Origin of the sequence: Nocardia sp. NPDC051929 (assembly GCF_044548645.1) — a bacterium.
Taxonomy (GTDB): Bacteria; Actinomycetota; Actinomycetes; order Mycobacteriales; family Mycobacteriaceae; genus Nocardia; species Nocardia sichangensis.
Map to the genome: position 1 here is coordinate 304,751 of NZ_JBIUCG010000004.1, position 25,977 is coordinate 330,727.

Annotated in this window: 25 protein-coding genes; 13 read left to right on the top strand and 12 right to left on the bottom strand. The window is 69.4% G+C overall.

Annotated elements, in window-relative coordinates; genetic code table 11:
- Positions 1-234 precede the first annotated feature (234 nt).
- Complete coding sequence (locus ACIHAX_RS07430; RefSeq protein ID WP_364424684.1) at positions 235-1,122, bottom strand: LLM class flavin-dependent oxidoreductase; 888 nt, start codon at positions 1,120-1,122, stop codon at positions 235-237.
- 56 nt (positions 1,123-1,178) lie between these two features.
- Complete coding sequence (locus ACIHAX_RS07435) at positions 1,179-2,114, bottom strand: NADP-dependent oxidoreductase (protein WP_397276311.1); 936 nt, start codon at positions 2,112-2,114, stop codon at positions 1,179-1,181.
- 338 nt (positions 2,115-2,452) lie between these two features.
- On the opposite strand from ACIHAX_RS07435, the gene clpB reads away from it, so the two are divergent.
- From clpB to ACIHAX_RS07470, 7 genes are all read left to right on the top strand, one after another.
- Positions 2,453-5,008 (top strand): ATP-dependent chaperone ClpB, encoded by a 2,556-nt coding sequence (gene clpB, locus ACIHAX_RS07440; protein WP_356962850.1) that lies wholly within the window; start codon positions 2,453-2,455, stop codon positions 5,006-5,008.
- Between the two features lie 49 nt (positions 5,009-5,057).
- Positions 5,058-5,858, top strand: coding sequence for a DUF5666 domain-containing protein (locus tag ACIHAX_RS07445; protein WP_355071506.1), 801 nt, complete (start codon positions 5,058-5,060; stop codon positions 5,856-5,858).
- A gap of 80 nt (positions 5,859-5,938) precedes the next feature.
- Complete coding sequence (locus ACIHAX_RS07450) at positions 5,939-6,934, top strand: hypothetical protein (RefSeq protein ID WP_397276314.1); 996 nt, start codon at positions 5,939-5,941, stop codon at positions 6,932-6,934.
- A 55-nt stretch (positions 6,935-6,989) separates the two neighbouring features.
- On the top strand, positions 6,990-7,793 hold the full coding sequence (locus ACIHAX_RS07455; protein WP_356962847.1) for an SDR family NAD(P)-dependent oxidoreductase: 804 nt from the start codon (positions 6,990-6,992) through the stop codon (positions 7,791-7,793).
- 1 nt (position 7,794) lies between these two features.
- Positions 7,795-8,343: an orotate phosphoribosyltransferase gene (gene pyrE, locus ACIHAX_RS07460; RefSeq protein ID WP_355071509.1), complete on the top strand. Its 549-nt coding sequence runs from the start codon at positions 7,795-7,797 to the stop codon at positions 8,341-8,343.
- A gap of 49 nt (positions 8,344-8,392) precedes the next feature.
- Positions 8,393-9,451: a beta-ketoacyl-ACP synthase 3 gene (locus ACIHAX_RS07465; protein ID WP_364424680.1), complete on the top strand. Its 1,059-nt coding sequence runs from the start codon at positions 8,393-8,395 to the stop codon at positions 9,449-9,451.
- 2 nt (positions 9,452-9,453) lie between these two features.
- Positions 9,454-10,161 (top strand): lysoplasmalogenase, encoded by a 708-nt coding sequence (locus ACIHAX_RS07470; RefSeq protein WP_364424677.1) that lies wholly within the window; start codon positions 9,454-9,456, stop codon positions 10,159-10,161.
- On the opposite strand, the gene ACIHAX_RS07475 is transcribed toward ACIHAX_RS07470, so the two are convergent.
- The 4 genes from ACIHAX_RS07475 to ACIHAX_RS07490 form a co-directional block, all read right to left on the bottom strand.
- Positions 10,145-10,591 carry a hypothetical protein gene (locus ACIHAX_RS07475; RefSeq protein WP_355071515.1) on the bottom strand — a complete coding sequence of 149 codons (447 nt, stop codon included), beginning with the start codon at positions 10,589-10,591 and terminating at the stop codon, positions 10,145-10,147. The two genes, ACIHAX_RS07470 and ACIHAX_RS07475, sit on opposite strands and share 17 nt — an antisense overlap.
- A gap of 62 nt (positions 10,592-10,653) precedes the next feature.
- The gene (locus tag ACIHAX_RS07480) at positions 10,654-11,232 is read right to left on the bottom strand and encodes a Uma2 family endonuclease (RefSeq protein WP_364424675.1); all 579 of its coding nucleotides are present in this window, start codon (positions 11,230-11,232) and stop codon (positions 10,654-10,656) included.
- Positions 11,233-11,306: 74 nt separating this feature from the next.
- A complete protein-coding gene (locus tag ACIHAX_RS07485; protein ID WP_397276317.1) occupies positions 11,307-11,960 on the bottom strand; it encodes a LuxR C-terminal-related transcriptional regulator in 654 nt (217 codons plus the stop codon).
- Positions 11,957-13,327, bottom strand: coding sequence for a sensor histidine kinase (locus ACIHAX_RS07490; RefSeq protein WP_397276319.1), 1,371 nt, complete (start codon positions 13,325-13,327; stop codon positions 11,957-11,959). Before ACIHAX_RS07490 ends, ACIHAX_RS07485 begins: the two co-directional genes overlap by 4 nt.
- A 92-nt stretch (positions 13,328-13,419) precedes the next feature.
- Here ACIHAX_RS07490 and ACIHAX_RS07495 point away from each other — a divergent pair, with 92 nt between their 5' ends.
- The 3 genes from ACIHAX_RS07495 (at position 13,420) to ACIHAX_RS07505 (ending at position 15,842) form a co-directional block, all read left to right on the top strand.
- Positions 13,420-13,755, top strand: a complete 336-nt coding sequence (locus tag ACIHAX_RS07495; protein WP_356962841.1) for a DUF4190 domain-containing protein — start codon at positions 13,420-13,422, stop codon at positions 13,753-13,755.
- Between the two features lie 37 nt (positions 13,756-13,792).
- Positions 13,793-14,485: a TrmH family RNA methyltransferase gene (locus tag ACIHAX_RS07500; RefSeq protein WP_355071522.1), complete on the top strand. Its 693-nt coding sequence runs from the start codon at positions 13,793-13,795 to the stop codon at positions 14,483-14,485.
- A gap of 271 nt (positions 14,486-14,756) precedes the next feature.
- The gene (locus ACIHAX_RS07505; protein WP_355072107.1) at positions 14,757-15,842 is read left to right on the top strand and encodes a glycoside hydrolase family 76 protein; all 1,086 of its coding nucleotides are present in this window, start codon (positions 14,757-14,759) and stop codon (positions 15,840-15,842) included.
- 7 nt (positions 15,843-15,849) lie between these two features.
- On the opposite strand, the gene ACIHAX_RS07510 is transcribed toward ACIHAX_RS07505, so the two are convergent.
- Positions 15,850-16,548, bottom strand: coding sequence for a DedA family protein (locus ACIHAX_RS07510; RefSeq protein WP_355071523.1), 699 nt, complete (start codon positions 16,546-16,548; stop codon positions 15,850-15,852).
- 5 nt (positions 16,549-16,553) lie between these two features.
- A complete protein-coding gene (locus ACIHAX_RS07515; protein WP_355072109.1) occupies positions 16,554-17,210 on the bottom strand; it encodes a VTT domain-containing protein in 657 nt (218 codons plus the stop codon).
- 298 nt (positions 17,211-17,508) lie between these two features.
- On the opposite strand from ACIHAX_RS07515, the gene fbaA reads away from it, so the two are divergent.
- Together fbaA and ACIHAX_RS07525 are read left to right on the top strand one after the other, a co-directional pair.
- A complete protein-coding gene (gene fbaA / locus ACIHAX_RS07520; protein WP_364424668.1) occupies positions 17,509-18,543 on the top strand; it encodes a class II fructose-bisphosphate aldolase in 1,035 nt (344 codons plus the stop codon).
- Between the two features lie 31 nt (positions 18,544-18,574).
- A complete protein-coding gene (locus ACIHAX_RS07525; RefSeq protein ID WP_355071526.1) occupies positions 18,575-19,693 on the top strand; it encodes a BTAD domain-containing putative transcriptional regulator in 1,119 nt (372 codons plus the stop codon).
- Here the strand turns inward: ACIHAX_RS07525 and ACIHAX_RS07530 are convergent.
- Together ACIHAX_RS07530 and ACIHAX_RS07535 are read right to left on the bottom strand one after the other, a co-directional pair.
- The gene (locus ACIHAX_RS07530) at positions 19,690-20,016 is read right to left on the bottom strand and encodes an excalibur calcium-binding domain-containing protein (protein WP_364424665.1); all 327 of its coding nucleotides are present in this window, start codon (positions 20,014-20,016) and stop codon (positions 19,690-19,692) included. The two genes, ACIHAX_RS07525 and ACIHAX_RS07530, sit on opposite strands and share 4 nt — an antisense overlap.
- Positions 20,017-20,050: 34 nt before the next feature.
- Entirely contained in the window at positions 20,051-20,449 is a 399-nt protein-coding gene (locus tag ACIHAX_RS07535) for an excalibur calcium-binding domain-containing protein (protein ID WP_397276322.1), read from the bottom strand.
- Between the two features lie 283 nt (positions 20,450-20,732).
- Here ACIHAX_RS07535 and ACIHAX_RS07540 point away from each other — a divergent pair, with 283 nt between their 5' ends.
- Positions 20,733-22,199, top strand: coding sequence for a DUF4185 domain-containing protein (locus ACIHAX_RS07540; protein WP_397276324.1), 1,467 nt, complete (start codon positions 20,733-20,735; stop codon positions 22,197-22,199).
- 10 nt (positions 22,200-22,209) lie between these two features.
- Here ACIHAX_RS07540 and ACIHAX_RS07545 read toward each other — a convergent pair whose 3' ends face one another.
- Positions 22,210-23,271 (bottom strand): fused (3R)-hydroxyacyl-ACP dehydratase subunits HadA/HadB, encoded by a 1,062-nt coding sequence (locus ACIHAX_RS07545; RefSeq protein WP_356962832.1) that lies wholly within the window; start codon positions 23,269-23,271, stop codon positions 22,210-22,212.
- A gap of 98 nt (positions 23,272-23,369) precedes the next feature.
- Complete coding sequence (locus tag ACIHAX_RS07550) at positions 23,370-24,605, bottom strand: hypothetical protein (RefSeq protein WP_397276327.1); 1,236 nt, start codon at positions 24,603-24,605, stop codon at positions 23,370-23,372.
- Positions 24,606-25,977 lie beyond the last annotated feature (1,372 nt).

Here is a 25,977-nt window from a genome sequence, read left to right on the forward strand (position 1 = left end):
CCCGAAAATGCCGTGGTCGTGTGGGTATAAAGCGAACCTTCGCCTTCGCTGCGGCCACGCCCGTGCTGGAGACGGACTACGTCCGGCTGCGCCCGTTGGTGCCGTGCGACCCGGGCAAACGGTAATCGGTGGGCAAACGGCGGATGCCGCTGACCCGTCGGGTACCGCCGTCGTGGGCGGGCCGGGCCGGATTTCCGCGTCGATGCGGGACCGGAGGATGCCGTTTCCGGCCGGTCAGGTTCCGGCGCCGGTACGCACCGCAGGCACGACCTGCTCGGTATAACGACGGATCTGCTCGACCGGTTCCCCCTCGGTCGGCCAGAAGACGAAACCGTCGATCCGCTGGTCACGGTGCAGGGCGAGCAGGTCGTCGACCCAGCGCTGGGGCGGGCCCTCCAGGAAGCCGCGATCTGCCCCGTCCGCGGTGATGGTGCCCGATACGTTCAGCACCCGCCGCACCGTCAGCGGATCCCGGCCCGCCGCCGCGGCGGCGGCATCGATCCGCTCGCCCGCTTCGGCGAGGAACTCCGGCGGCGCCCACGCGGCGGACGGCACCCAGCCGTCGGCGGCGCGTCCGGTGAGCTCGAGCATGCGCGGCCCGCGCGCACCGAGCCAGATGCCGGGCTCGTGCCGCGGCCGGGGGCCTGGATGCGCGCCCGCCAGGGAGTAGAAGGCGCCGGGCACCCGGACCGAACGCTCGTCGCTCCACAAGGCGCGGATCACCGCGATCGCCTCGGCCAGGGCGCGTACCGCCTCGCCGCCGGTTCGGCGCGGTCCGCCCATCCCGGCGACGGCGTCCCAGAACGCGCCGGCGCCGAGACCGAGCTGGATCCGGCCGTCGCTGATGATGTCGAGCGAGGCCACCGCCTTCGCGAGCAACGCGGGGTTGCGCAGCGGCAGGTTCGCCACGTCGGGGAAGAAGGTGATCCGCTCGGTGCGCGCGACGAGAGCGGTGATCAGCGTCCAGGTGTCCAGGAAACGGCGCTGGTAGGGATGGTCCTGGATCCCGATCAGGTCGAGCCCGGACACGTCGGCGTACACGCTCAGCTCGGCGAGCCTGCGGAAGTCGTCGGCCTCCGGGATCAGGAACAGACCGAATTGGGGCGGTCGAGTGCTCGTCACACACCTCCTGGTGGTCTCGCGGGACGCCCGACCCCGGCGTGGCGGGCCGGTGTCGCTCAGATGGCGAGCACGGTCTTGCCGCGTGCGCCGGGCGCTCCGATGACCGCCGGTCCCTCCGCGAGCGGGACGGTCGCGTCGATCGGCACGACCACGTCACCGGCGGCGACGCGCTGGATCAGCCGGGCCAGCTCCGGCGCTTTCCCCTTGGATTCGATGTTGCCCCCTTTCAGCGACCGTGCGCGCAGCGCGTCCTCGTCGGCCGCGAAGGTGGTGGAGTAGACGGTGCCGCCGTCGCGGACCAGCGTGGTCAGCTCCGCCAGCGCCTCGGGCGGGCTCACCAGATCGAACAGCACGTCGATGCCGTCCGGATGCGCGGCGGCGACCTGGTCGCGCACCGGTCCCGCGGTGTAGTCCACCGTCTCGGCCGCGCCCAAGCGGGTCATCTGATCGGCGGAGTCGCCGCGTGCCGTGGCGATGACGTGCGCGCCGGCGATATTGGCCAGCTGCACCAAGAAGGAGCCGACGCCGCCGGTCGCGCCCACGATCAGCACGGTCTGGCCCGGGTGGATGTGGGTGGCGTCCACGAGGTCCTGCGCGGTCACCCCGGACGTCGGCAGCGCGGCGGCGGCGACGGTGGTCACGCCCGGCGGGATCGGCACCAGCGTGCCGCCCTCAGGGAGCACCGCGTACTCGGCGAAACTGCCGTGGCCCACCGGCGGTGTGAGGAACTTGCCGACCACCCGGTCGCCGATGGCGAACCGGCTGACGCCCGCGCCGATCGTGGCGACCGTGCCCGCCCCGTCGACTCCGAGGATCAGCGGAAAGTCGTGCGGCAGTTTGCCTTCCAGGAGGCCGGAGGCCACCTTTCGGTCGAAGGGATTCACCCCGGCCGCCTGGAGTTGGACCCGTACGGATCCGGGGCCCGGCTCGGGCATCGGCATCTCGGCCAGTTCCGGCGTCGCTCCGAACTTCCGTACCACGATCGCGCGCATCCATTCGCTCCTCGAGTCGGGGTGAAGAGTGCTGCAACAACTGACGGCCGAGGTCATCGTAGGCATCCGAAGGTCGCCGACGTGCGGAATCATCGCATCGGCGGTGTCGCGGGGCGTCGCTTTCGCCGATGCCGGGGCGTAGCGTTCGACACGATCCGGCGGCATCGGAGCGGCGTGGCGAAGAATTCGAAACTTGAGCGGAACAGACTCAACCTTTCGGACGTTGGACGGGTAGGAACGGCGCCGAGCCGAAGGCGGAGCGGGACGAAGCGACGGCTTCGGCCGGGCGAACACGCTCGGCGCCGTACGAATCGACTCGACTAGTAGGAAGGTGACTCGTGGACTCGTTCAATCCCACCACCAAGACCCAGGCCGCACTGACCGCCGCCCTGCAGGCGGCCTCCGCCGCGGGCAACCCGGAGATTCGTCCGGCGCACTTGCTGGTGGCGTTGCTGGACCAGACCGACGGCATCGCCGCGCCCTTGCTGAAGGCCGTCGGAACGGATCCGGCGGTCGTGCGCAACGAGGCACAGGCCATCGTGGACCGGCTGCCGCAGGCGACCGGCGCCACCACCACACCGCAGCTGGGCCGCGAGGCGCTCGCCGCGATCACCGCGGCGCAGCGCCTGGCCACCGAACTCGGTGACGAATACGTCTCCACCGAGCACGTGATGGTCGGTCTCGCCCAAGGCGACTCCGACGTGACGATGCTGCTCACCAAGTACGGCGCCACCGCCGACGCGCTGCGTGCGGCGTTCACCGCGGTGCGTGGCAGCGCCCGGGTGACCAGCCCCGATCCGGAGGGCAGCTACCAGGCGCTGGAGAAGTACTCCACCGACCTCACCGACGCCGCCCGCAACGGCAAACTCGACCCGGTCATCGGCCGGGACACCGAGATCCGCCGGGTGGTGCAGGTTTTGAGCCGTCGCACCAAGAACAACCCGGTGCTGATCGGCGAGCCGGGTGTCGGCAAGACGGCCATCGTCGAGGGGCTCGCCCAGCGCATCGTGGCGGGCGACGTCCCGGAGTCGCTGCGCGGCAAGTCCGTCGTGGCGCTCGACCTCGGCGCGATGGTCGCGGGCGCGAAGTACCGCGGCGAGTTCGAGGAGCGGCTCAAGGCCGTGCTCGAGGACATCAAGAACAGCGCGGGCCAGATCATCACGTTCATCGACGAGCTGCACACGATCGTCGGCGCGGGCGCCACCGGTGAATCGGCGATGGACGCGGGCAACATGATCAAGCCGATGCTGGCCCGCGGCGAGCTGCGCCTGGTCGGCGCGACCACGCTGGAGGAATACCGCCAGCACATCGAGAAGGACGCCGCCCTGGAGCGGCGCTTCCAGCAGGTGCTGGTCGGCGAGCCGTCGGTGGAGGACACCATCGGCATCCTGCGCGGCATCAAGGATCGCTACGAGGTGCACCACGGTGTGCGCATCACCGACTCCGCGCTGGTCGCCGCGGCTACGCTGTCGGACCGCTACATCACCTCCCGGTTCCTGCCGGACAAGGCGATCGACCTGGTAGACGAGTCGGCCTCGCGGTTGCGCATGGAGATCGACTCCCGCCCGGTGGAGATCGACGAGGTGGAGCGCGCGGTGCGCCGCCTGGAGATCGAGGAGGTCGCCCTCGCCAAGGAGACCGACGAGGCCTCCAAGCAGCGGCTGGAGAAGCTGCGCGCCGAACTCGCCGACGACCGGGAGAAGCTCAATCAGCTGACCACCCGTTGGCAGAACGAGAAGAGCGCGATCGACCAGGTGCGCACGCTCAAGGAGCAACTGGAAGCGCTGCGCGGCGAATCCGAACGCGCCGAGCGCGACGGTGATCTGGGCAAGGCGGCCGAACTGCGCTACGGCCGGATCCCCGCGCTGGAGAAGCAGCTCGCTCAGGCCGAGCAGTCCTCGGCCACCGCGGGCGACGGCGAGGTGATGCTCAAGGAAGAAGTCGGCCCGGACGACATCGCCGAGGTGGTGTCCTCGTGGACCGGCATTCCGGTGGGCCGGATGCTGGAAGGCGAGACCCAGAAGCTGCTGCGCATGGAGGAGGAGTTGGGTCGCCGCGTGGTCGGTCAGACCGAGGCGGTGCAGGCGGTGTCCGACGCGGTGCGCCGGGCGCGCGCGGGTGTCGCCGATCCGAATCGCCCCACCGGCTCGTTCATGTTCGTCGGCCCGACCGGCGTCGGCAAGACGGAGCTGGCGAAAGCGTTGGCGGACTTCCTGTTCGACGACGAGCGCGCCATGGTCCGCATCGACATGAGCGAGTACAGCGAGAAGCACTCGGTGGCCCGGCTGGTCGGCGCCCCGCCCGGCTACGTCGGTTACGACCAGGGCGGTCAGCTCACCGAGGCGGTGCGGCGCAGGCCCTACACGGTGGTGCTGTTCGACGAGATCGAGAAGGCACACCCGGACGTGTTCGACATCCTGCTCCAGGTACTCGACGAGGGCAGGCTCACCGACGGCCAAGGCCGCACGGTGGACTTCCGCAACACCATCCTCATCCTCACCTCGAACCTGGGTGCGGGTGGTGACCAGGAGTTCGTCATGAACGCGGTGCGTTCGGCCTTCAAGCCGGAGTTCCTCAACCGCCTCGACGACGTGGTCATGTTCCACGCGCTCGACGAGGAGCAGTTGGAGCAGATCGTCGACATACAGCTCGATCAGCTGCAGAAGCGCCTGGCGCAACGCAGGCTGAAGCTGGAGGTCAGCGATTCGGCTCGGTTCTGGCTCGCCGTGCGCGGTTACGACCCCTCCTATGGCGCTCGTCCGTTGCGCAGGCTGATCCAGCAGGCCATCGGCGACTCCCTCGCCAAGGAGTTGCTGGCGGGCGAGGTCACCGACGGCGACAGCGTCAAGGTGGCCGTCAGCCCCGACGGGGACGGTCTGATCGTCGGAAGGTGATGAGTGAGCAAGCGGCCCCGCGCGTGCGGGGCCGCTTACCCTGGAAGCCATGACCAACCCGAACGATCCCTGGGGACAGCGGCCGGAGGATGCACCGACCGAGCACCTGGGTCCGCCGGGCAAGTCCGGCTACGGGGGCCCGGCGCACACCACGGCGTATCCCGACGCGTACGGCGCCGGCGCTCCGTCGGAATATCCCCCGACGGAGCAGTACGGATCCTGGGGCCCACCCCCGACGAACGCGACGCGCGCGTTCCCGTCCTACGACTCCCAGTGGGCCGCCTATCCGGACACCGCTCCGGGTGCGGCGGGGCCGCCCGGCGGCGCGATGCCGCCTGCCGGGGGAGTGCCGCAGGGACCACCACCGCAGCCGCCGCGCCGCAACACCGGTCTGTGGATCGCCCTCGGCATCGGCGTCGTGTTGCTCATCGGTGCGATCGGGGTGGTCTCGGGCGTGCTGCTGGGCGCAAGCGATTCCGGCTCGGCCGACACCGCGGCGGCACCGACGACGCGCGTCACCACGAGACCGGCGCCGGGAACCAGGAACGCCCAGCCGACCCCACCGAGCGGGTTGCCCAGCGTGCCCGGCCTCGGCGATGCCGACGGGCTCGGCGCGACCATGGGCACCATCACCGCGAACGACGGGGGCACCCTGACGGTGAGTTCGGTGATGGGCAACACCATCACGGTGCGCACGGACGCCAAGACGCAGGTGATCGCCTTGTCGGGCACGAAAGTATCCGATCTCGCCACCGGTGAGCTGGTGCTGATCCAGGGCGACAAGGCCGCGGACGGATCGATCCAGGCGAAGGTCATCATCGGTACCTCGCTGCCCGGCGGCGGACGATGAGCCGCGCCGGGCGCGGCCCGCGCGAAGCGCCGGGGGTAATGACGGACCATGTCCGGCCGGGACCATTAGGCTAGGCGTCGATGACGGCAATGTGGTTCGGGTTGGCGGCGATCGCGCTCGTGGGTGCGATCGTGCTGCTGTATTTCGATCGGCTCCAGCGTCAGCGGACCGGTCACGCGCGACAGGTGTGGGCGAAGTCGCAGGGCTATACCTATGTGTCCGTGGAACCCGCGCTGCCGTCCACGTGGCGGCGGGGCGCGCTGACCAAACTGGGCTATCTCTCCGCGGTCGACGTGGTCTCCGGCATCCGCAAGGGCGAGAAGTTCGTGCTGTTCGACTTGGAGGACTCCGCGACGCTGGTCGCGGTCCGCCGCCAGATCGGTTCGGACATCGACGTGGACATGCGGCTGAAGACGGCCGCGCCGCCCAAGGACCACGATCTGGAACTGCTCGGCGCCATCGGTGATCGCGTGGTGTTCGCGACCAATCCCGAAATCGCCAGGCACGCGGTCGATCAGCGCATGGTCGCGTTCATCGAGAATCTTCCGGACTCCGTACAGATGCTCTGGAGCGAGGGCAACTGGACGCTGGGCATGCTGCTGGTCGGCACCACCCCGAAGGACTGGGAAGGCGCGATCGACGCGGTGCTGCGCCTGTCCGGCCTGCTGCACGTGCTGCCACCGGTCAGCGAGCCGCACTTCGACGACGGCGGACCCGAGCCGGGCCGCTCCCGGCCTCGCGAGCGTCAGCGGGGCGAGAACGTCCGGGGCCCCGAGGACGACGCGGGCGACCGTGCGCGCCCGGAGGCCGAAGGCGACGAGCGGTCCGATGACGACTCCCACGCCGGCGAGCGAGCCGAGGAGCGGGGATCGGAACCGGCGCGCCGCCCGTCGCTGGCCGTCGTGCCGAACACCCGCGCCCGCGTGCGCGAGGACGACGGGCCTCGGTCACATGAGGAACGCGACGAGCGCGCCGAGGGCCGGGCCGACTCCGAGTCGCGGCAGCGGCCCGCCGACCCGCCCGGTGGACCGTTCCATCCCGGCTTCCGCCCCTACCAGGGACCCGTGCCGAAGTGACCGGCCGCGCGCCCATCGCGGTCGGACCCGAGCGACTGCCATCGATCGCGCCGTCATGACCGAGCATCCCCGGCTGCCCGGCGCCACCCGCCCGGTGGCTTTGATCACCGGACCGACCTCGGGTATCGGCCGCGGTTACGCGACCCGGCTGGCCTCCCTCGGCTACGACTTGGTGCTGGCCGCCAGGGACGAGCAGCGCCTCACCGCCCTCGCGACCGAGATGGAACACCGCTTCGGTACCCGCTCGGAGCTGCTCGTCGCCGACCTGGCCGGGGCCGAGGATCGCGAGCGGGTCGCGGCGCGGCTGGCCGACGGCGTCGAATTCCTGGTGAACAACGCCGGTTTCGCGCGGTCAGGGGAGTTCTGGACATTGCCGCCCGAGCAGTTGCAGGCGCAACTGGACGTCAACGTCACCTCCGTGGTGCGGCTCACCAGGGCCGCGCTGCCGCCGATGATCGCGGCGGCCAACGGCTGCGTCGTCAACGTGGCCAGCGTGGCAGGCCTGATTCCCGGACGAGGGTCGACGTACTCGGCGTCCAAGGCATACGTCGTATCCTTCACGGAAGGGTTGGCAGGCGGATTGGCCGGGACCGGAGTCCGGGTCCAAGCCCTGTGCCCGGGATTCGTCCGCACGGAATTCCACCAGCGAGCAGGCATCGAGATGTCCTCGCTGCCGAAAGCGTTGTGGCTGAGCGTCGACCAGGTAGTCGCCGGCTCACTGCGTGATCTGGAGAAGGGCCGGGTGCTCAGCGTGCCCGGTGTGCAGTACAAAGCGCTCACCACCGTCGCCGGAATGATCCCGCGAACCCTGGGGGCCCGGCTCAATCGCGGGCTGTTCAACGCACGCGGAAGGACTTGACATGATCGACGTGATTACCAACGACAGGGACCGGCTGGCCGCGCTGGTACGCGAGCTCGCCGTCGTGCACGGCCGGGTGACCCTGTCCTCGGGCAAAGAGGCCGACTACTACGTCGACCTGCGCCGCGCGACGCTGCACCACGGCGCGGGCCCGCTGATCGGCAAGCTGCTGCGCGAACTCGTCGCGGACTGGGACTTCGACGCCGTCGGCGGCCTGACCATGGGCGCGGACCCGGTGGCGCTGGCCGTGCTGCACGCGCCCGGCCGCCCGATCGACGCCTTCGTGGTGCGCAAGGCCGCGAAGTCGCACGGCATGCAGCGCCAGATCGAAGGCCCCGATGTCGTGGGCAAGCGGGTGCTGGTCGTGGAGGACACCACGACGACCGGCAATTCGCCCCTGACCGCGGTGCGCGCGTTGCGCGCTGCGGGCGCTACCGTGGTCGGCGTCGCCACCGTCGTCGACCGGGAAACCGGCGCCGACCAGGTGATTGCCGCGGAAGGTCTGGAGTACCGGTCGATCCTCGGCTTGAAGGATCTCGCCCTGGGATAGCCTGGACGAGGTGTAAGTCTTCGAAGGTGAAGGGTCGTGTGAGTCTCCAGTGGTGAGCATTGCAGTCAACAGGAGCCGCGAGAACGTCGCGATGCTCGGAATCGGCGCTTACCGACCCGAACGCCTGGTCAGCAACGCGGAGGTCTGCGAGGTCCTGGATTCCACCGACGAGTGGATCTTCGAGCGCACCGGCGTCCGCAACCGGCGCTGGATCAGCGGTGACGAGACGCTCCGGTCGATCGCGGCGGCGGCGGGCGAGCGCGCGATCGTCAACAGCGGCGTCGACCGGTCGAAGATCGGCGCCGTGATCCTGGCCACCTCCAGCTGGCTGACCCTCACCCCGCACGGCGCGCCGCAGGTGGCCTATGACATCGGCATGAACGGCGTCCCCGCTTTCGACCTGACCTCCGGCTGCGGCGGCTTCGGATACGGCCTCGGCGTGGCCGCCGACATGATCCGATCCGGTTCCGCCGAGTACGTCCTGCTCATCGGCGCCGAGACGATGACCGTCGGACTCGACCCCACCGACCGCGGCACCGCGATGATCTTCGGTGACGGCGCGGGCGCGGTCGTGGTCGGCCCGAGCGACGAGAACGGCATCTCGCCGACCGTGTGGGGCAGCGACGGCGAGAACGCCGCAGCGATCATGCAGGACATCGATTTCCTCGAGTACATGCAGCGCGCTCAGGCCATGCAGGGGCTCGACCCGGCGGTGGATCCGGTCGGCCGGATGTCGCTGCGGATGGAGGGCCCCCGCGTCTTCCGCTGGGCCGCGGTCACCCTGCCGCGCGCGCTGTCCACCGCGCTCGAGGTCTCCGGCGTGGCCAAGGAGGACATCGAGGTCTTCGTCCCGCATCAGGCCAATGCCCGGATCAACGAGCTGATGAAGAAGAATCTCGGGCTGGCCGACGAGATCCCGATGGCCAACGACATCGAGAACACCGGAAACACCTCCGCCGCGTCCATTCCGCTCGCGATCGAGGAAATGCTGGTCACCGGCAAGGCCAAGGGCGGGCAGACGGCGTTGCTGCTCGGCTTCGGCGCGGGGCTGAGTTACGCGGGACAAGTCGTCACGCTGCCGCCCGCGCCCACCGAGCCGAGCTTCTGACCATGCGGCCGTTCCGAGCCGGATATCTCGCGGCGGCGGCGCTCACCGTCTTCGGCGCCGTCACCGGGCGGGAGAAGGCGCAGTGGATCGCGAAGCCGCTGCTGATGCCGCTGCTCGCGGCGGACGTGGCCACCGAAGGCCGAGAGCTGCCGTCCACCGAGCGCACGGTGCTGATCGGGTCGCTGGGCGCGGCCACGGTCGGCGACATCCTGCTCATCGATCCGGACGACGATCGCAGGCTGATCGCGGGCGCCTCGTCGTTCGCGGTGATGCAGGCCGGATACTCCACGCTGTGGTGGCGGATGGGTGGCAGGCCCGCCGTCGGGGTGGCCGTACCCCGGGTGGCCGCCTGGCTGGGTGCGGCCGGGTTGCTGCGGAAGAAGGCCCCTTCGGTGGCCGCGCCGCTGACCGCGTACGGCGTCACCTTGGGTACCGCGGCCGTGCTCGCGTCGGACCCTGCGCTGGCGCCCGCCACGAAAAACGTTGCGGGAGTGAACATTCCCGGTACCGATCCGCGCAGCCGCCTCGGCGTCGGAGCGCTGCTGTTCACCGTCTCGGACGGGCTGATCGTGCTGCGGCGGTTGTTCGCGCGCGGCGAGCGGACCCGGCGGGTGGCCGAAGGCGTGATCCTGGCGACCTATGCGGCCGCGCAGTACCTGCTCGCCGATCCGAAAGCGCACGTGAAGCCGGTGCTCACAGCACCAGAATGATGCGATCCCGGTTCGCCGGGTCGACGCGGATGGAGAGGATCTCGCCGACCGCGAGCCGGGGTTTGTCGGCCGGGGTGGCGTCGAAAACCACAGTGCCGCGGTAACTCTCGGAGCCCGGTACGGTCAGTTCCAGATCCAGCTCGGTGAGCTCCGTGTAATGGTCGGTGCGCTCGAGTGGGTGCACGCCCTCGACGGTCGCCCAGCCTTCCAGCCCGTGCCGCCACAAGCGGCGATCCGCCTTGGACGGCCGTCCGGCGAGCATCATCCCGATGCCGACGCACGAACCGAACAACCCGACCAACGCCACGATCTGATACGGCACCGTCCCCGGCGGCGTCCGATGCACCACCCACCCCAACCACAGCGCCAGCAGGATCAGATACCCGGCGGTCACCCCGAGCACCGTGCGCAGTATCCGCTCGTGATCCATACCAGCCTCCACCCCGAGTGCCAGACCTCCAGGATAGGCCCGGCGCCTTCGGCGGTGCGGCGCTATTCGCCCGGATAATCGCTGGACAGGGCGATAAGGTCGATCGTGACCGGAGTTCCGGCCAGCTCGACTGTTACCGAGCCCGATCGCTCGGCGACGAGTTCGTAGTCGCTGTCGATCAGTCGGTAGGCGCTGAGGCTGGCCGGCTCGTCGAGGTCGATGAGCCAATAGTGCTCGATGCCGACGTCGGCGTACTCGAAGAACTTGGTGACACGATCGGTTCGCCGGGAACCGGCCGACAGTATTTCGACGGCGAGTTTCACATCCTCGGGATGAACGCGTGCGAGATCGTCCGTGAGCGCTTTGCGGCGGATGACCAAGACGTCCGGCACGCGCACCGTAGGGGGTTGCACCGGATCGACTACCAACTCCGCCTCGCCTACCGCAGCAAGCTCTTTCGGTAGTTGAGGGTGGATTTGCGCCGCGAGTTGCCAGACCGCGAATTGATGGCGCAAGACCGGCCTCGGTGACACGACCAGAACCCCCTCGACAAGCTCGTAATTTCGGCTGCTGTCCTCCGGCAGCGCAATCCAGTCCTCCAGGGTCAGCAGATGATCAGGCCAGTTCACGTCGACGGTCATCGCTTCCTCCCCTCCCCGCACGGATACCGCGTTGGGGCCAGTCTGGCATAACGTGCCGACAAACCACAGCGTCGTCAGCCCTTGAGTCGCAATACCGCCAGGACGCGGCGGTGGTGAGTGTCGGAGGGCGGTAGGTCGAGCTTGAGGAAGATATTGCCGATGTGCTTTTCCACCGCCCGCTCGGTGACGGTCAGGGCGGCGGCGATGGCGCTGTTGGACAGGCCTTGGGCCATCAGCTCGAGCACCTCGCGTTCCCGCGGGGTGAGGCGGGCCAGCACATCCTGCTGACGTGAGGCGCCCATCAATTGACTCACCACCTCCGGGTCGAGCGCGGTCCCTCCGGTGGCCACGCGGTGCAGCGCGTCCACGAAGTCACGGACGTCGGCGACCCGGTCCTTGAGCAGGTAGCCCACGCCGCTCGCGCCACCGGCCAGCAATTCCGTGGCATAGCGGGTCTCGACCCACTGGGAGAACACCAGTACGCCGGTCATCGGGTATTTGCGGCGCAATTCGATGGCGGCCAGAAGCCCCTCGTCGGTGTAGCTGGGCGGCATCCGCACGTCCACCACGACGACATCGGGGTTATGTGTGCCGACCACGTCGGCGAGAGCGGTCGCGTCGCCGACCATGGCGACCACCTCGTGGCCGCGTTCGGTCAGCAGCCCGGCGAGCCCGTCGCGCAGGATGGCGCTGTCCTCGGCGATCACGAGGCGTAGTCCGTCACTCATCGTGACCCCGCCAGCGGCAGCAGAATCGTCACCACCGTCGGCCCACCGGCCGGGCTGTGCACGGTCAGCGTCCCGTCCACGGTGCGGGCCCGCGCCGCGAGGCCGGACAACCCGCTGCCCGCGCCGAGCGCGCCGTCGACGGGCGTCATCACGCCGCCGATACCGTTGTCCCGCACTGTTACCGCGATCGTCCGCCCGTCACCCGGCAGCGCCGAGACCCACGCGCTGGTGGCCCGCGCGTGCCGCACCACGTTCGTCAGCAATTCGGCCACCGAGAAATACGCGATCGCTTCGATGGCCGGAGTGGGCCGTTCGGGCAGATGCACCCGCAGCTGCACCGGCACCGAGCAGCGCGCCGCCAGCGTCTCCAGCGCCGGTCCGAGCCCCAATTCCAATGCGGGCGGGTGGATTCCGCGCACCAGTTCGCGCAGTTCGGTCAGCGCCTCCTTGGAACCCGCGCGCGCCTCGGCGATGAGGTCGCTGGGATCGCCGCCCGCGGCCAGCCGATCCTCCGCACGGCCCAGCGCCATCGCGATGGTGACCAGTCTGGCCTGAGTACCGTCGTGCAGGTCGCGTTCCAGTCTGCGCAGCGTGGCCGCGGAGTCCTCGACGGCGGTGCGCCTGCTCTCCTGCAACTCGGTCACTCGGCGATCGCGGGTCGTCGCGCCGAGCAGCGCGATCGTCAACAGCCCGTGCAACCAGCAGACGCCGCGCAGCAGCCAGGGCAGCGCCAGGCAGCCGAGCGCTCCCACCAGTGCGAACGCCAGCACTTTCGGCCAGCTGTCGAGGTAGAGACCGCCGAACTGGACCATCGACTGGTGCTCGACACCGTTCTCGTCGACATTCGTCGGGCGGATCAGTGCCCATGGGATCGGGGAGAGCGCGGTGAACATGGTCATCGCCACCGCGACGAGCACCAGGTAACCCACCGCGACGCCGAGCACCGCCTGCGCGAGCAGGAACAATGCCGCTCGCCATGCCGCCCGATCGGTGAAGGCGCTGCGGAAGAATCCGATCAGGCCGGACGCGGGTGCGAACGGCGGGGGCGGCGCGACGACGATGCCGAGCAGATCTTTGGCCAGGGCGCGGTAGATCCGGCCCCACAGCCGTCCGCCGAGCAGCACGCCTGCCAGCACCGGCAGGCCGATGACGGTGATCGCGAGATACAGCCCGCCGCCGAAGCCGAGGAACAGGTAGGCGACGGCCAGGCAGCCAAGCACGAAAACGGTGAGAACGTAGACGAGTTCCTTCCAGAACCGGGCGCGCACGGGTGCGAGCAGGACCGATCGAAGGACATGCTCTTCCGGTTCCGGCGCACTGGCCGGCGCGTCGAGCACGAGGGTCGGTTCGGTGTGTGTCTCGGTCATGGAATCCATGGTGGTCGCGGCGATTCCGGGGGTCGATGGAGCCGACCGCCGAAAAAGTGGTGTAGGCAGCCACACCTACTACGATCCTGCTGATGAGCTACCCGCCGCAGCCGCCGCCGTACGGCTATCCAGCCTATGGGGCCTACGGAGCACCGGACCACCCGCAATCCACCACGATCTTGATCCTGGGCATCCTGAGTCTCGTGCTGTGTCAGTTCATCGGACCTTTCGCGTGGGTGATGGGCAAGCGGGCGCTCAACGAGATCGACGCGTCCGGTGGAACCATCGGTGGCCGGGGGAATGTCAACGCGGGATACATCTGCGGCATCATCGCGACCGGGCTGCTGTGCGTGAGCCTGCTGTTCCTGCTGTTGATGTTGGTGCTCGCCCTGGTCGGCGTGTTCGCGGGAAGCTCGTCCGGCTACTGAGCCACGCGTCGCGGGCGCGGTGCCCGGAATTAGCATCATGAAGGTGAGTCACCCAGCGCCGGACGCGGCGGAGCAGGATCTACCCGGCCCGACGGAGTGGGGCGAGCACCCCAACGGCGTCGGTCCGTGGGCGAGCGAGCACGCCGAGCCGCCGCCGGATGATCCGCGCCTCGATCCCGAACTGCTGGCCGGTGGCGACCGCCGCAACGTGGTCGACGCCTACCGCTACTGGAGCCGCGAGGCCATCGTGGCCGATATCGACCGGCGTAGGCACCCGTTCCACGTCGCGATCGAGAATTTCGGGCACGACGCGAACATCGGCACGGTGGTCCGCACGGCGAACGCCTTCGCCGCCGCGGCCGTGCACATCGTCGGGCGTCGGCGCTGGAATCGCCGGGGCGCCATGGTGACCGATCGCTACCAGCACATCCGCCACCACGCCGACATCGGCGAACTGCTGGCGTTCAGCGAGCGCGCGGGCCTGACCGTGGTCGCCGTCGACAACGTGCCGGGTTCGGTGCCGCTGGAGACGGTCACGCTGCCGCGCGCGTGCCTACTGCTGTTCGGCCAGGAAGGCCCCGGTGTCACCGACCATGCCAAGCAGGCCGCCGTGATGACGGTGTCGATCGCGCAGTTCGGCTCGACCCGCAGCATCAACGCGGGCGTGGCCGCCGGGATCGCCATGCACGCCTGGATCCGGCAACACGCCGATCCGGCGACCGCATGGTGAGCGCCGGACCCGCGCACGATCGTCTGAGCTGGCGATCTTCGCCCCCGGAAGCCCACCGGCACGATTCCACATCGCTTTCGTAACAAATCGGGCGCATAAATGCGTTCTGGCCTGGCACCATTGACCCATGACCTCGCGGAGCGACGATATCGAGGTGCCGAGCGTGGAGCACGCCGAGACGGGCTCCGCGGCACCGCGTCCGCCGACCGGCCGGGCACCGGCGGGCCGGGAGGCCGTCGCGCCGGCGACGCTGTGGTCCGAACGGGCCGATATGGCCGAATCGTCGATCATCTCCCGGCATCTGCGCGCGCTGTGGGCGCTCCCTGGCACCGAACTCGGTGTGGTCGGCTGGCCGGCGACCAAGCGGGAGCGAATCTTCGGCGCGTGGCACTACTGGTGGCAGGCGCATCTGATCGAGTGCGCGACCGACGCCGCGAATCGGGCGCCGACTCCGCTGCGCCGCAGGCGAATCGCCGCGCTGGCGCGCTCACACCGCATCCGCAACATCACCGGCTGGACCAACCGTTACTACGACGACATGGCCTGGCTCGCCATCGCGCTGGAACGCGCCGAGCGCACCCAGGGCACCGACGTGCGCAGTGCGCTGGTCGCGCTGGAGAAGCAGCTGCACGACGGCTGGCAGCCGCAGGTCGGCGGCGGCCTGCCCTGGCGCATCGGCTCGGACTACTTCAACGCGCCCGCGAACGGTCCTGCCGCGATCGCGCTGTTGCGCCTCGGGCGCGTCCAACGCGCTCAGGAGATGTCCGACTGGCTGGACGCGACCCTGCGCGATCCGGAGACCGGGTTGATCCTGGATGGCATTCACCTACCCTCCGGCGAGATCGAGCGTCCCGTGTTCAGCTACTGCCAGGGTGTGGCGCTCGGCCTGGAGACCGAGCTCGCCGTGCAGACCGGCGAACCCAGGCATACCGAACGCGTGCACCGGCTGCTCGCGGCCGTCGAGGAACACATGACCACCGACGGTGTGGTCGACGGTGGTGGCGGCGGCGACGGCGGCCTGTTCAACGGCATCCTGGCCCGATACCTGGCGCTGGTCGCGGTGATGCTGCCGGGCGAGGACGCCCAGCAAATCGCCGACCGCCGCGCGGCCGCCGCTATCGTCACCGCGTCCGCCGAGGCGGCGTGGGCGAACCGGCTGCAAGTCGAGGGCGAGCCACTGTTCGGGCACGACTGGAGCAAGCCCGCGCGACTGCCCGGCGGCAGCGCGGGAGCTGGTTACCTCACCTCCGGCGGCTCGGTCACCTCGTCGAAAGTGCCGGGACGCGACATGTCGGTGCAGTTGTCCGGCTGGCTGCTCATGGAGGCGGCCTACCAGGTCAGCGCCGCTGGGCTGTGACCGAGTATCAGCCCTCGGGCTCCAGCACGGCGCTCGGAGCCGTTTCCAGCGCGAAGTCCTCGGCGGGTTGCGACATCTCCTGCCGGTAGTGCCGCACGCCGAGCGCCGTCCCGATGATCAGGCCCACCACCAGCGTGCCGATCACGATCGGCATCAGCCATTGCACGCGCTGCAGGAAGCTGCCCGCGTAGTACCCGATGAGCAACAGCACCGGCGCCCAGACGATCGCACCGATCGTGCTGGCGACTGTGAACTTGCGGTGGTCCATCCGCGCGGCGCCTGCTACCGAGGGGCACAGGGTGCGCACCCACGGGATCCACCGGGCGATCAGCACCGCGACGAAGCCGTGCCGATGCAGCAGCTCCGCGACGCGTTGCAGGTTGCGGACGTTGATGTATCTGCCGTTCTTCCTGGCCACCAGGTGTCGTCCGGTGCGGTGCCCGATGACGTAGCCGACCTGATTGCCCGCGATGGCCGCGACCATCGCGCCCACCGACAGCGCCCAGACGTGCGTTTCACCCGAGGCGTGCGACGCCATCACGATGCCCGCGGTGATCAGCATCGAGTCACCGGGCAAGAACAGCCCGAGAATCACCGCGCACTCGAGGAAAACGAAGGTCAGCACCACCGTCCAGACGAGCGCGGGGCCCGCCGACAGTAGCGGATCGAAACTGCCCACGGCTAGGGGCGACGATTCCGTCGTCACCGGCTTCAGCGGGTGGACTCGCTGGTCGAGGCGGGCAGCTTCGCCTCGGCCTGCTCTTGCGCCTGCGCATTGCGGCCGAGCAGCTTCTTCGCCACCGCGCTGATGCCGGGCAGGATCGACACGAAGACGATGAGCAAGAAGATCGCCTCGACGTGGTCCCGGATGAACGCGACGTTGCCCAGGAAGTAGCCGAGCACCGTGACACCGCCGCCCCACAGCAGCGCGCCGACGATGTCGAACGCGACGAACTTGCGGTAGTCCATCTTGGAGACACCGGCCAGCACCGGCATGAAGGTGCGCACGATCGGCACGAAGCGGGCCAGGATGATCGTCTTCGGCCCGTGCTTTTCGAAGAACTCGTGCGTTTGCGTCACGTAGTGCTTCTTGAAGAAACGGGTGTCCTCTTTGTGGAACAGCGCGGGCCCGATCGCCCGGCCGATCCAATACGCGCACTGGTCTCCCGCGAACGCGACCAGGACGACGGCGGGCACCAGCACCCAGATCGACACCGGCGGATTCGGCTGCGCGGCGAGCAGGCCGCCGGTGAACAGCAGCGAGTCGCCGGGCAGGATCGGGAACAGCAAGCCGGTCTCGATGAAGACGATGACCAGGATGGCCGGCAGCACCGCGTCCTTCAGCCACGTCTCCGTGAGCAGGTGCATCGGATCGAGCAACTCGGTCAACGCGAGGTTACTCGTCACCGATTCTGTCGCTGCCTGCAGAATCACGTGGCCTCCTGTCCCGATACGGCTGGCCTGCATCGCTTGCCACCGCGTCGGAAGCTGCCAGCGCAAATTACCGGCCCCACAGTACCGGCTCCACCTGAAAAAGCTCGTGCTGTGCGCAAAATTACCGGCGGGTCAACTGCGCACTCCCTCCCTGCATACCAGGCGAAACACCGCTGCCTTAGGGTGAAGGCTGACAAAATAGGTCTTTGCCGCACAACACGGAGGTCTTACAGTGCCCATCGCGACTCCGGAGGTCTACGCCGAGATGCTCGGTCGGGCCAAAGCCAATTCCTTCGCATTCCCGGCCATCAACTGCACGTCGTCGGAGACGATCAACGCGGCCATCAAGGGTTTCGCGGACGCGGGCAGCGACGGCATCATCCAGTTCTCCACCGGCGGCGCGGAATTCGGCTCCGGCCAGGGTGTGAAGGACATGGTCACGGGCGCGGTGGCGCTGGCCGAGTTCGCGCACGTGGTCGCGGCCAGGTACGACGTGACCATCGCGCTGCACACCGACCACTGCCCGAAGGACAAACTGGACACTTTCGTCCGTCCACTGCTGGCGATCTCCCAGGAGCGGGTCAACGCCGGCCAGAACCCGCTGTTCCAGTCGCACATGTGGGACGGTTCCGCGATTCCGATCGACGAGAACCTCGAGATCGCCAAGGAGCTGTTGAAGGCCACCCACGCCGCGAACATCATTCTCGAGGTCGAGATCGGTGTCGTCGGCGGTGAGGAGGACGGCGTCGAGGCCGAGATCAACGAGAAGCTCTACACCTCGCCGGAGGACTTCCAGAAGACGATCGACGCCCTCGGCGCGGGCGAGAACGGCAAGTACCTGCTCGCGGCCACCTTCGGCAACGTGCACGGCGTGTACAAGCCGGGCAACGTGGTGCTCAAGCCCGAGGTGCTCGCCGAGGGCCAGCGCGTCGCGGCGGCCAAGCTCGGCCTCGGCGCCGACGCGCAGCCGTTCGACTTCGTCTTCCACGGCGGTTCGGGCTCGCTGAAGTCCGAGATCGAGGACTCGCTGCGCTTCGGCGTGGTGAAGATGAACGTCGACACCGACACCCAGTACGCGTTCACCCGGCCGGTCGCCGGGCACATGTTCGCCAACTACGACGGCGTGCTGAAGATCGACGGCGAAGTGGGCAACAAGAAGGCCTACGACCCGCGCAGCTACCTGAAGAAGGCCGAGGCGTCGATGTCGGCGCGTGTGGTGGAGGCGTGCAACGACCTGCACTCGGCCGGACGCTCGATCAGCGCCTGACCCTGATACACCCGTCAGGGGCTTGGTGCACATGAGTTTGGATGTGCGCGTGCTCGGGCCCGTGCGGCTGCTCGTCGGTGGTGAACCGGTGGCCGTCGGCGGGCCCAAACCGCGAGCTCTGCTCGCCGCGCTCACGGTGAATCGGCGGCGCGCGGTGTCGTCGGCCGCGCTCGCCGATCTGGTGTGGAACGAGGAACCGCCCGACGCCTATGCCGCCAGCCTGCAGGTCTTCGTCTCCAACATCCGCAAGGCGCTGCGTAACTCCGGGGTGGACCCGGCGACGGTGCTGCGCACCGAGTCGTCGGGCTATCGGTTGGAGATCGACGAGACCGCATGCGATCTGGGACGTTTCGAAGCGGCGCGGGAGGCGGGCGCCCGTGCCGCCGAGGCGGGTGATCACGCCGGGGCGGCGCAGCTGTTCGGCTCCGCGCTGCGCGAGTGGAGCGGCCGGGCGCTGGCCGATCTGGCCGGATTGCAGTTCGCCGACGGGTTCGCCACCGCCATGGACGAGGAGCGGTTACTGGCCGCGGCGGCCCGGATCGACGCCGAGATCGCTTGCGGGCGAGCGTCCTCGGTGATCGGCGAGCTGGTGGCGATGACCAACGAGCACCCGTTGCGTGAACCGCTGTGGGGCCAGTTGATCACCGCGCTGTATCTGTCCGGACGGCAGGCGGACGCGCTGGAGGCGTGCCGGAAGGTGCGCGGCGTGCTCGCCGACGAGCTCGGCATCGACCCGGGGCCGGCGCTGATCGACCTGGAGCAGCGCGTGCTGCGGCAGGAGCCGCTGAGCACGGTCGAACTCCGGCAGGTCGAGCGCCTGGCCGCGGCGATGACCGAGACGGTCACCGAGGTGCCGCGTGCGGTGCGCAGCGGTCAGCTGCGGATGCCGGACGGTCGCGTGGTGGCGATCGCGCAGGGCGGCCTGCGTATCGGGCGGATGACCGACAACGACTTGGTGCTGGAGGACCCGCGGGCCAGCCGCTATCACGCGCACATCATGCCGAGTCGCTCCGGTCTGCTCATCAAGGATCTGCATTCGGCCAACGGCGTCTACGTCAACGACGACGCGATCGACAGCGGCGTGCTGCTCGCCGACGGCGACCTGATCCGGATCGGCGCGACGATCCTGACCTTCCAGGCGCTGCACTAGTCGCAGGCGATCCCGTCGCCGTCCCGGTCCAGCTGGGCGTTGAAGCCGGGCTGCCCACGGTACAGCGGCCCGGCGCCCTCGGCGCGCACCTGGTCGCAGTCGGTGTAGATCTTCGGCGACCGCTCGGCGGGTTCTTCGGGTCGCTCGCTGTCCCCCTTCGGCCCGGATCGGTTGTGCGGGATCGGATGGTCGTCGTGCGGTCCGGCGATCGCGACGGCCGGGGGCGGGACGGCGGACGCCGCCGACGGCACGAGCGCGCACGCTCCGGCCGCCAGCAGCGCCGCCCCGATCACGGGTGCGACGCGGAGAACTGACTTGGTCACGTCTCCATCCTGCTCCCGGATCGTCCGGCGCGCCTCACTCGCAAGCGATTCCGTCGTTGTCCCGGTCCAGGTGGGGGGCGTAACCCGGCTGTCCACGCCGCAGCGGGGCCTTACCGGCGTTGCGGACCTCCGTGCAGTTCTTGTAGTAGGGACCCGGGGGCGCTTGCGGTGGCAGGTTGTTCGGCGGCGGATTGTTCGGGGCCGGTGGATTGTTCGGGGCCAGCGGATTGCTCGGGGCCGGCGGATTGCTCGGCTGCGGCGGAGTTTGCGGCGGTGCCGCCTGCGGTGGGCAGAACTGTGCGGATCCGGAACCGCAGAGCAGGTCGGTGAGTGGATCTGCCGCCGCGACGGGCGAGCCGAGGGTGACAACGGCGGTGGCGAGCACACCGGCGGAGCCGATGCCGAGCACGGCGCGCAGGAGTGGGTTCTTCATGTGATCCGTTCTTGGTCAAGGCCGGGCATGATGGAACATGCACGGCGGCAAAGGTTTCGAACTATGGCGCGGAGTCTGCTCCGTGCGGCCACTCTCCCCGACTGGAGTCGTCGCGAAATGGACGCTAGCAAATCCGGGGCGTTTCACCTTGCAAATGAAGCAATTTCGTCCTATTTATTGGGCGTGTCGTTCTGACAGCCTTCGAAAGGCGAACGGGGTAGGGTCGTTCCGCTGGTTCGTCTTCGCAAGATTCGTGTCCGCAATGGATTTCGAGGGGTTTGCTATGGCGATGCGAATGCTCGCCGCGGTCGGTGCGATCGTGGTCGGCGCGGGAATGCTCGTCTACGCCGACGGGCCTGCCGCCGCCGCGCCCGAAGCGGCGAGCCCTCTCGCGGGAGTGGGTCCGTGCGCGACCGACCCGGTGGCGACCCACGAGCCTTTGGTGCCGAAAACGCTGGAGGTGCCGATTCCCTATCCGGTGATCACCGTGCTCCCGCCACAGCTGCCGGAATCCGCGCCGAAGCGAACGCGGATGGAGCTCCCGCCGGATCCCTGCGCGAATCCGTGCCCGGATCTCACCGATCTGCCCGGCGCGCCACCGAGTCTCGCCGGACAGCTCGGGATCCCCGAAATCCTGCTCAATCCCAAACCATTCCACTTCGCGATCCCCGGCCCCGGCCCGGAACCCGGTCAGGTGCCCCCACCACCCGCGCCGGTGCGGCCGCCGATCGAGCCCGCGGCGCAGTCAGCGGCTCGCCCCGCGCCGCGGCTCGGCCCAGCTCGCGAGGTGGCGAAGCTGACCGGCGCGAACTCGGTGAACCGCACCGACAAACGCTGGCAGGTGGACGGCACCGACCTCGGCATCATGTGGGAGAGCGCACCGGGCGAGATCGCGACCGCGTTCGGCGACACCGTCGGGCGCGGCTTCCATCCGCCGGGTGGCATGGGGCTGGATTGGCGCAGCAACGTCCTCGCCTTCAGCACCGACCGGGATCTCGCCGACGGGGTGACGTTCGACCGCATGGTGACCGACGACCGCTGCCACGCGGCCGAGGTGCTCTCCAGCCGCAAACTCGACAATGTCGAGGTCACCACCATTCCCACCTCGGGTTTCGCGCTGGGCGAGCGACAGTATCTGAGCTACATGTCCATTCGGACCTGGAACAGCCTGCCCGGCACCTTCTTCACCAACTACGGCGGCATCGCCTACTCCGACGATCACGGCCAGACCTGGACGAAGGACCCGCACGCGCGCTGGGACAACATCTTCGGGCTGGCGAATTTCCAGGTGAGCGCGATGGTGCCGCACGGGGGTTATGTCTACATGTTCGGCACGCCCAACACCCGCCTGGGCGCGGTGGGCCTGGCTCGAGTGCCCGAGGACCAGCTGCTCAACACCACCGCCTACCAGTATTGGCGGGATGGCGCCTGGACCCCCGTCGGTGGCTTCGGCTCGGCCACGCCGATCGTGGACGGTCCTGTCGGTGAACTGTCGGTCCGCTACGACGCCGCCCGCGAGGTCTGGCAGATGAGCTATCTGGACACGACGAAGGCGGCGCTGGTCGTACGCGAGGCGGACACTCCGCAGGGCGTGTGGTCGGAGAGCACGCCGACGGTGTCGGCGCTGAGCTATCCGGAGCTGTACGGAGGCTTCATCCACCCGTGGTCTTCGGGTAGGGATCTCTACTTCACCATGTCGACCTGGAGTGACTACAACGTGTACCTGATGCACTCGGTCGTCGGCGAGTGAGCCGCTCGGGTCAGCGGAGCCGGACCTCGGCCAGCGCGCGACCGAACAGCTTGCGACCCTCGGACGAGCCGCCGAGCAGGATGGTCGCGGTGCGCGCGGCAGCGTCCAGCGACTTGATCCGGCCGGTGAACTCCACCGTGCCCGCCGCGTCGGCGGCGACCGGAACGAAGCCGGAGAAGCGCACGCTGAACTTCTGGATCGCGGTGGGATCGCCCAGCCACGAGGTGAGATAGTCACCCGCCAAGCCCATGGTCAGCATGCCGTGCGCGACCACCGTCGGCAGCCCGGCCAGCTGTGCGGCGTGGTCGCTGAAGTGGATCGGATTGGCGTCGCCGGACACGCCCGCGTAGTTCGCCAGGTCGCCGCGGGTCAGCTGGAACGCACGGTCGGGTAGCTGATCGCCAGGAGCGAGCTCGTCGAAGGCGGGCAGCGTGTGCACGGGCGTGGACTCGTGCTCGACCGGCTCCACCAACGGGCTGACGCCGAGCGACACCAGCACATCGTTGTGCGCGGGGTCGGTACTCCGGGATTCGACCGGGCGCCCGTGCATCATGACGTTCTCGACGATGTCGTCGAGCGTGTCGTCGACCTCGGCTCCGCGGCGCGCGACGATCGTGGTCGACCCGACGATGGCGACCTCGCCGTGCTGGTTGCTCAGCGTGAAGCGCACCAAGATGAAGTCGTTGTCGCCGAACTGGCGGATCGATTCGATGACGATCTCGCTGCGCATCCGGTCGCCGGCCAGGATCGGCCGGTAGATCTCGAAGACCTGATCGGTCTGCAGGAACTGGGAGAGGTCGTACTCGGTGAGCACCGTGTCGAGCAGCGCCCTGGTCCCGGTCATCCCGATCACCGAGGCGAAGGTCGGCGGCGCGATGAGCCCGGGATACCCGAGCGCGCGTGCGTCGGCTTCGTGCTGGTGCGCCGCGTGGTGGTTCTGTACCGCGCGGGCGAATTCCCGGACCTTCTCCCGGCCGACCTCGTAGTGGTCACGCACCCGGAATCGCTGTCCGATCGGCGTCACCGGGACGACATCGATATCCGGCCGCGCCATCGTCTGCTCCCTGCTCATGATCCCGGCCATGCTACTGCCGGACCGGACCATTGACCAGGTGAGTGTGACGTGTGTGACCGGCATCGATGCGTGGCGGCTATCACGCCGCCAGGTGGTTACTGGCTGCTGGAGGGCGGATCGCAGACCTTCCATCCGTCGTCCGTGCGCTGCAGGTCGAAGGTGCGTGCGGACCGCTTCGCCGGGTCGGCCTCGGTGTACACCGTGGCCTGGGCGATGGCGGTGGCGTCGGTGATGCGGATGGCGTCGATGCTGTCCACCACCGGGATGTTCTTGCGTTCCATCGACAACTTGTGCACGCCGGCGAACTGGTCGCTCGGAATGCCCTGATAGAAGTCGTGCAGCGGACCGCAGGTGGTGGAGCGGAGCGCGTCCAGATCGCCGCTCTTCAGCGCGTCGGTGTAGCTGGTGATGGCGCTGCGCACCTGAGCCTCGGGGGAGTCGTCGCCGGACATCGTGACCAGCGACACGATCACCGCGATGAGCGCGATCACCGCCACGGCCGCCGCTCCGAGCACGATCAGCCGTCGATCGGGCCGAGTGGGACCGGTGGCGGTCGCACCGGCGGCCTGCGAAGCAGGGGGGATCCGTTGCGGCGGCGCGACGGGCCGGGTCTGCGGCGCACGCGGACCCCCCATCGACTGCGCGGGCACGGTCTGCTGGACGTCCGCGGGGGACGGCGCGGTCGCCACCTGTCGCGGTCTGCCGCCGGGACGCTGCGGCGACGGGCGGGTGTCCTCGACGCCGGGTCCGTGCTGCGGCGGCGCGGCAGGGCCGTGCGGGCCGGGCTGTTTGGGACCGGGAGCCGGACGCGGCGTGCTCGGCGGCTTGGTGACCGGTACCGGACCCGCCGGTGGAGTGAGCACGCGATCGGTGCCCGGCCTGCCGCCGTCGCCGGGGCGCTGGATGGGCAACGCGACGGTCTTCGCGTCGTCCAGGCCGACCACCGGCATCGCCATCGTCACGTCATCCGAACCGGGCGGGTTCTGCGCCTCGGCCGGGGTGGATTCGCCGGTCCGCTCCGGCGCGGGAGCCGGTCCGGCCGACGGCTTGCGTATCACGACGGTCGCGGATTCGCCGCCCCCCGGGATCGCGGCGGTCTCGGCCTCAGGCTTGCCACCGGGCGGAGTAGAGGCACCGGCGGTCTCGGGCGGCGTACCCGGGGTCGTCTCGGCCGTCGCCGCGTTCTTCGAGGCGGCCGCCGGTCCTGCCTTCGCGCCGGAGTCGGGTGCCTTGTCCGTCGCTGGTCGATCCGGCTGCGCCGGTGCGTCTTTCGAAGCGGACCCACTCGCGGGGGCCGCACCGGACGGAAGCTGATCCCGTTTGATCACCACGGTGCGCGACTGGTCCGGAGCGGAACCAGGCTTCGAGGCGCTACCGCCGGTCTCCGGCGCGGACTCGCGCTCGGGCGCGGCCGTTTCCGCATCGGTGCCCGATGCTGGGCGTGAGCTGGATGTGCCTGGCCCGGAGGGTGCCAGTGCGCCGCCCACCTTCCCTGCCGGGCTGTTCGCCGGTCCGGGACGAGCTGTGTCTCTGGTGCTGGGCGTGTTCGATGCGGCCGGGGCGGAGGGCGTTGGTGTGCTGCCGAGTTTCCCTGGGGTGTTCGCTGGTCCAGATGGAGCTGTGTCTCTGGTGCTGGGCGTGTTCGATGCGGCCGGGGCGGAGGGCGTTGGTGTGCTGCCGAGTTTCCCTGGGGTGTTCGCCGGTCCAGATGGAGCTGTGCCTTTGGTGCTGGGCGTGTTCGATGCGGCCGGGGCGGAGGGCGTTGGTGTGCTGCCGAGTTTCCCTGGGGTGTTCGCCGGTCCAGAAGGCGCTGTGCCTTTGGTGCCGGGCGGGTTCGATGCGGCCGGGCCATTGGGTGCTGCTGCGCCGCCGAGTTTCCCTGCCGGGGTGTTCGCTGGACCGGAAGGGGCTGTGCCTTTGGCGCCGGGTGCGTTCGATGCGGCCGGGCCGGAGGGCGGCGGTGTGTTACGGCTGGCTGCGACTTGCCCCGCAGGTGGTTTCGCGGCTGGTTGCCCCGCCGGGGACGGCGCGGCAGAAGCAGGGGGGTTCGGCTTACCGGTACCGCCTGCTGACGCCGCCCCAGCGGCCTTCGCCGCGCTCGAGGGACCGGCGGCAGGTGTGCTTTCGGCGCTGGTCCCACTGGTCGCGTTGGACCCAGCCGGGGTCCCGGCCGCTCGGGGGCTCGCGGCTGCGGGCCGGTTGGTGGCATTCGCCTGGTTGCCGGGGGTCTTCGGACCGCCGGACGCTCCGGACTGCGTCGAAACCTGTGGCGCGGGACCCGCGGGTGCGGAGCCGCTCGCATTGGAAGCCGATGGATTCGTAGCCGGTGAGTTCGTACCGCTCGCTGGACCGTTGGCCGGTTTCGTGCCCGCCTTGGCCGTGTTCGCGTCCTTCCCGGGGACCGGACCGCCACCGGGAGCCTGTTTCGGTTGGCCGCCAGGGGCTGGACTACTGGCGCCCGCGCCGGCCTTCGATCTCGCCGCGGCAGCATCCGAGGCGGCTGCTGCGGCGCCGCCGGACGGCGTCGCACCCGGTCGCTGCGCCTTGGCGATGCGCTCGGTGGGGGCAGCCGACGAAGCGGAACCGCTTTTGCCCGAGGCGGGGATACGTTCGGTGGCGGCCTCGGGGCGTGCGTCGGCCCCGGCGGCGTCGGCCGGTCCGGCGCTGTCTCGCGCCGTGCTCTTCTCGTCGTTCGGGTCGGAC

Excerpts from the sequence above, each read along its gene's own strand:
- ACIHAX_RS07475 (WP_355071515.1), bottom strand. The coding sequence starts at position 10,591 with ATGGATCACGAGCGGATACTGCGCACGGTGCTCGGGGTGACCGCCGGG.
- ACIHAX_RS07490 (WP_397276319.1), bottom strand. The coding sequence starts at position 13,327 with ATGACCGAGACACACACCGAACCGACCCTCGTGCTCGACGCGCCGGCC.
- ACIHAX_RS07480 (WP_364424675.1), bottom strand. The coding sequence starts at position 11,232 with ATGACCGTCGACGTGAACTGGCCTGATCATCTGCTGACCCTGGAGGAC.
- ACIHAX_RS07515 (WP_355072109.1), bottom strand. The coding sequence starts at position 17,210 with ATGCACCTGCTCACGGAGACGTGGCTGAAGGACGCGGTGCTGCCGGCC.
- ACIHAX_RS07450 (WP_397276314.1), top strand. The coding sequence starts at position 5,939 with ATGACGGCAATGTGGTTCGGGTTGGCGGCGATCGCGCTCGTGGGTGCG.
- ACIHAX_RS07470 (WP_364424677.1), top strand. The coding sequence starts at position 9,454 with ATGCGGCCGTTCCGAGCCGGATATCTCGCGGCGGCGGCGCTCACCGTC.
- ACIHAX_RS07485 (WP_397276317.1), bottom strand. The coding sequence starts at position 11,960 with ATGAGTGACGGACTACGCCTCGTGATCGCCGAGGACAGCGCCATCCTG.
- pyrE (WP_355071509.1), top strand. The coding sequence starts at position 7,795 with ATGATCGACGTGATTACCAACGACAGGGACCGGCTGGCCGCGCTGGTA.
- ACIHAX_RS07445 (WP_355071506.1), top strand. The coding sequence starts at position 5,058 with ATGACCAACCCGAACGATCCCTGGGGACAGCGGCCGGAGGATGCACCG.
- ACIHAX_RS07455 (WP_356962847.1), top strand. The coding sequence starts at position 6,990 with ATGACCGAGCATCCCCGGCTGCCCGGCGCCACCCGCCCGGTGGCTTTG.
- ACIHAX_RS07495 (WP_356962841.1), top strand. The coding sequence starts at position 13,420 with ATGAGCTACCCGCCGCAGCCGCCGCCGTACGGCTATCCAGCCTATGGG.
- ACIHAX_RS07535 (WP_397276322.1), bottom strand. The coding sequence starts at position 20,449 with ATGAAGAACCCACTCCTGCGCGCCGTGCTCGGCATCGGCTCCGCCGGT.
- ACIHAX_RS07540 (WP_397276324.1), top strand. The coding sequence starts at position 20,733 with ATGGCGATGCGAATGCTCGCCGCGGTCGGTGCGATCGTGGTCGGCGCG.
- ACIHAX_RS07525 (WP_355071526.1), top strand. The coding sequence starts at position 18,575 with ATGAGTTTGGATGTGCGCGTGCTCGGGCCCGTGCGGCTGCTCGTCGGT.
- ACIHAX_RS07435 (WP_397276311.1), bottom strand. The coding sequence starts at position 2,114 with ATGCGCGCGATCGTGGTACGGAAGTTCGGAGCGACGCCGGAACTGGCC.
- ACIHAX_RS07545 (WP_356962832.1), bottom strand. The coding sequence starts at position 23,271 with ATGAGCAGGGAGCAGACGATGGCGCGGCCGGATATCGATGTCGTCCCG.
- ACIHAX_RS07500 (WP_355071522.1), top strand. The coding sequence starts at position 13,793 with ATGAAGGTGAGTCACCCAGCGCCGGACGCGGCGGAGCAGGATCTACCC.
- ACIHAX_RS07505 (WP_355072107.1), top strand. The coding sequence starts at position 14,757 with ATGGCCGAATCGTCGATCATCTCCCGGCATCTGCGCGCGCTGTGGGCG.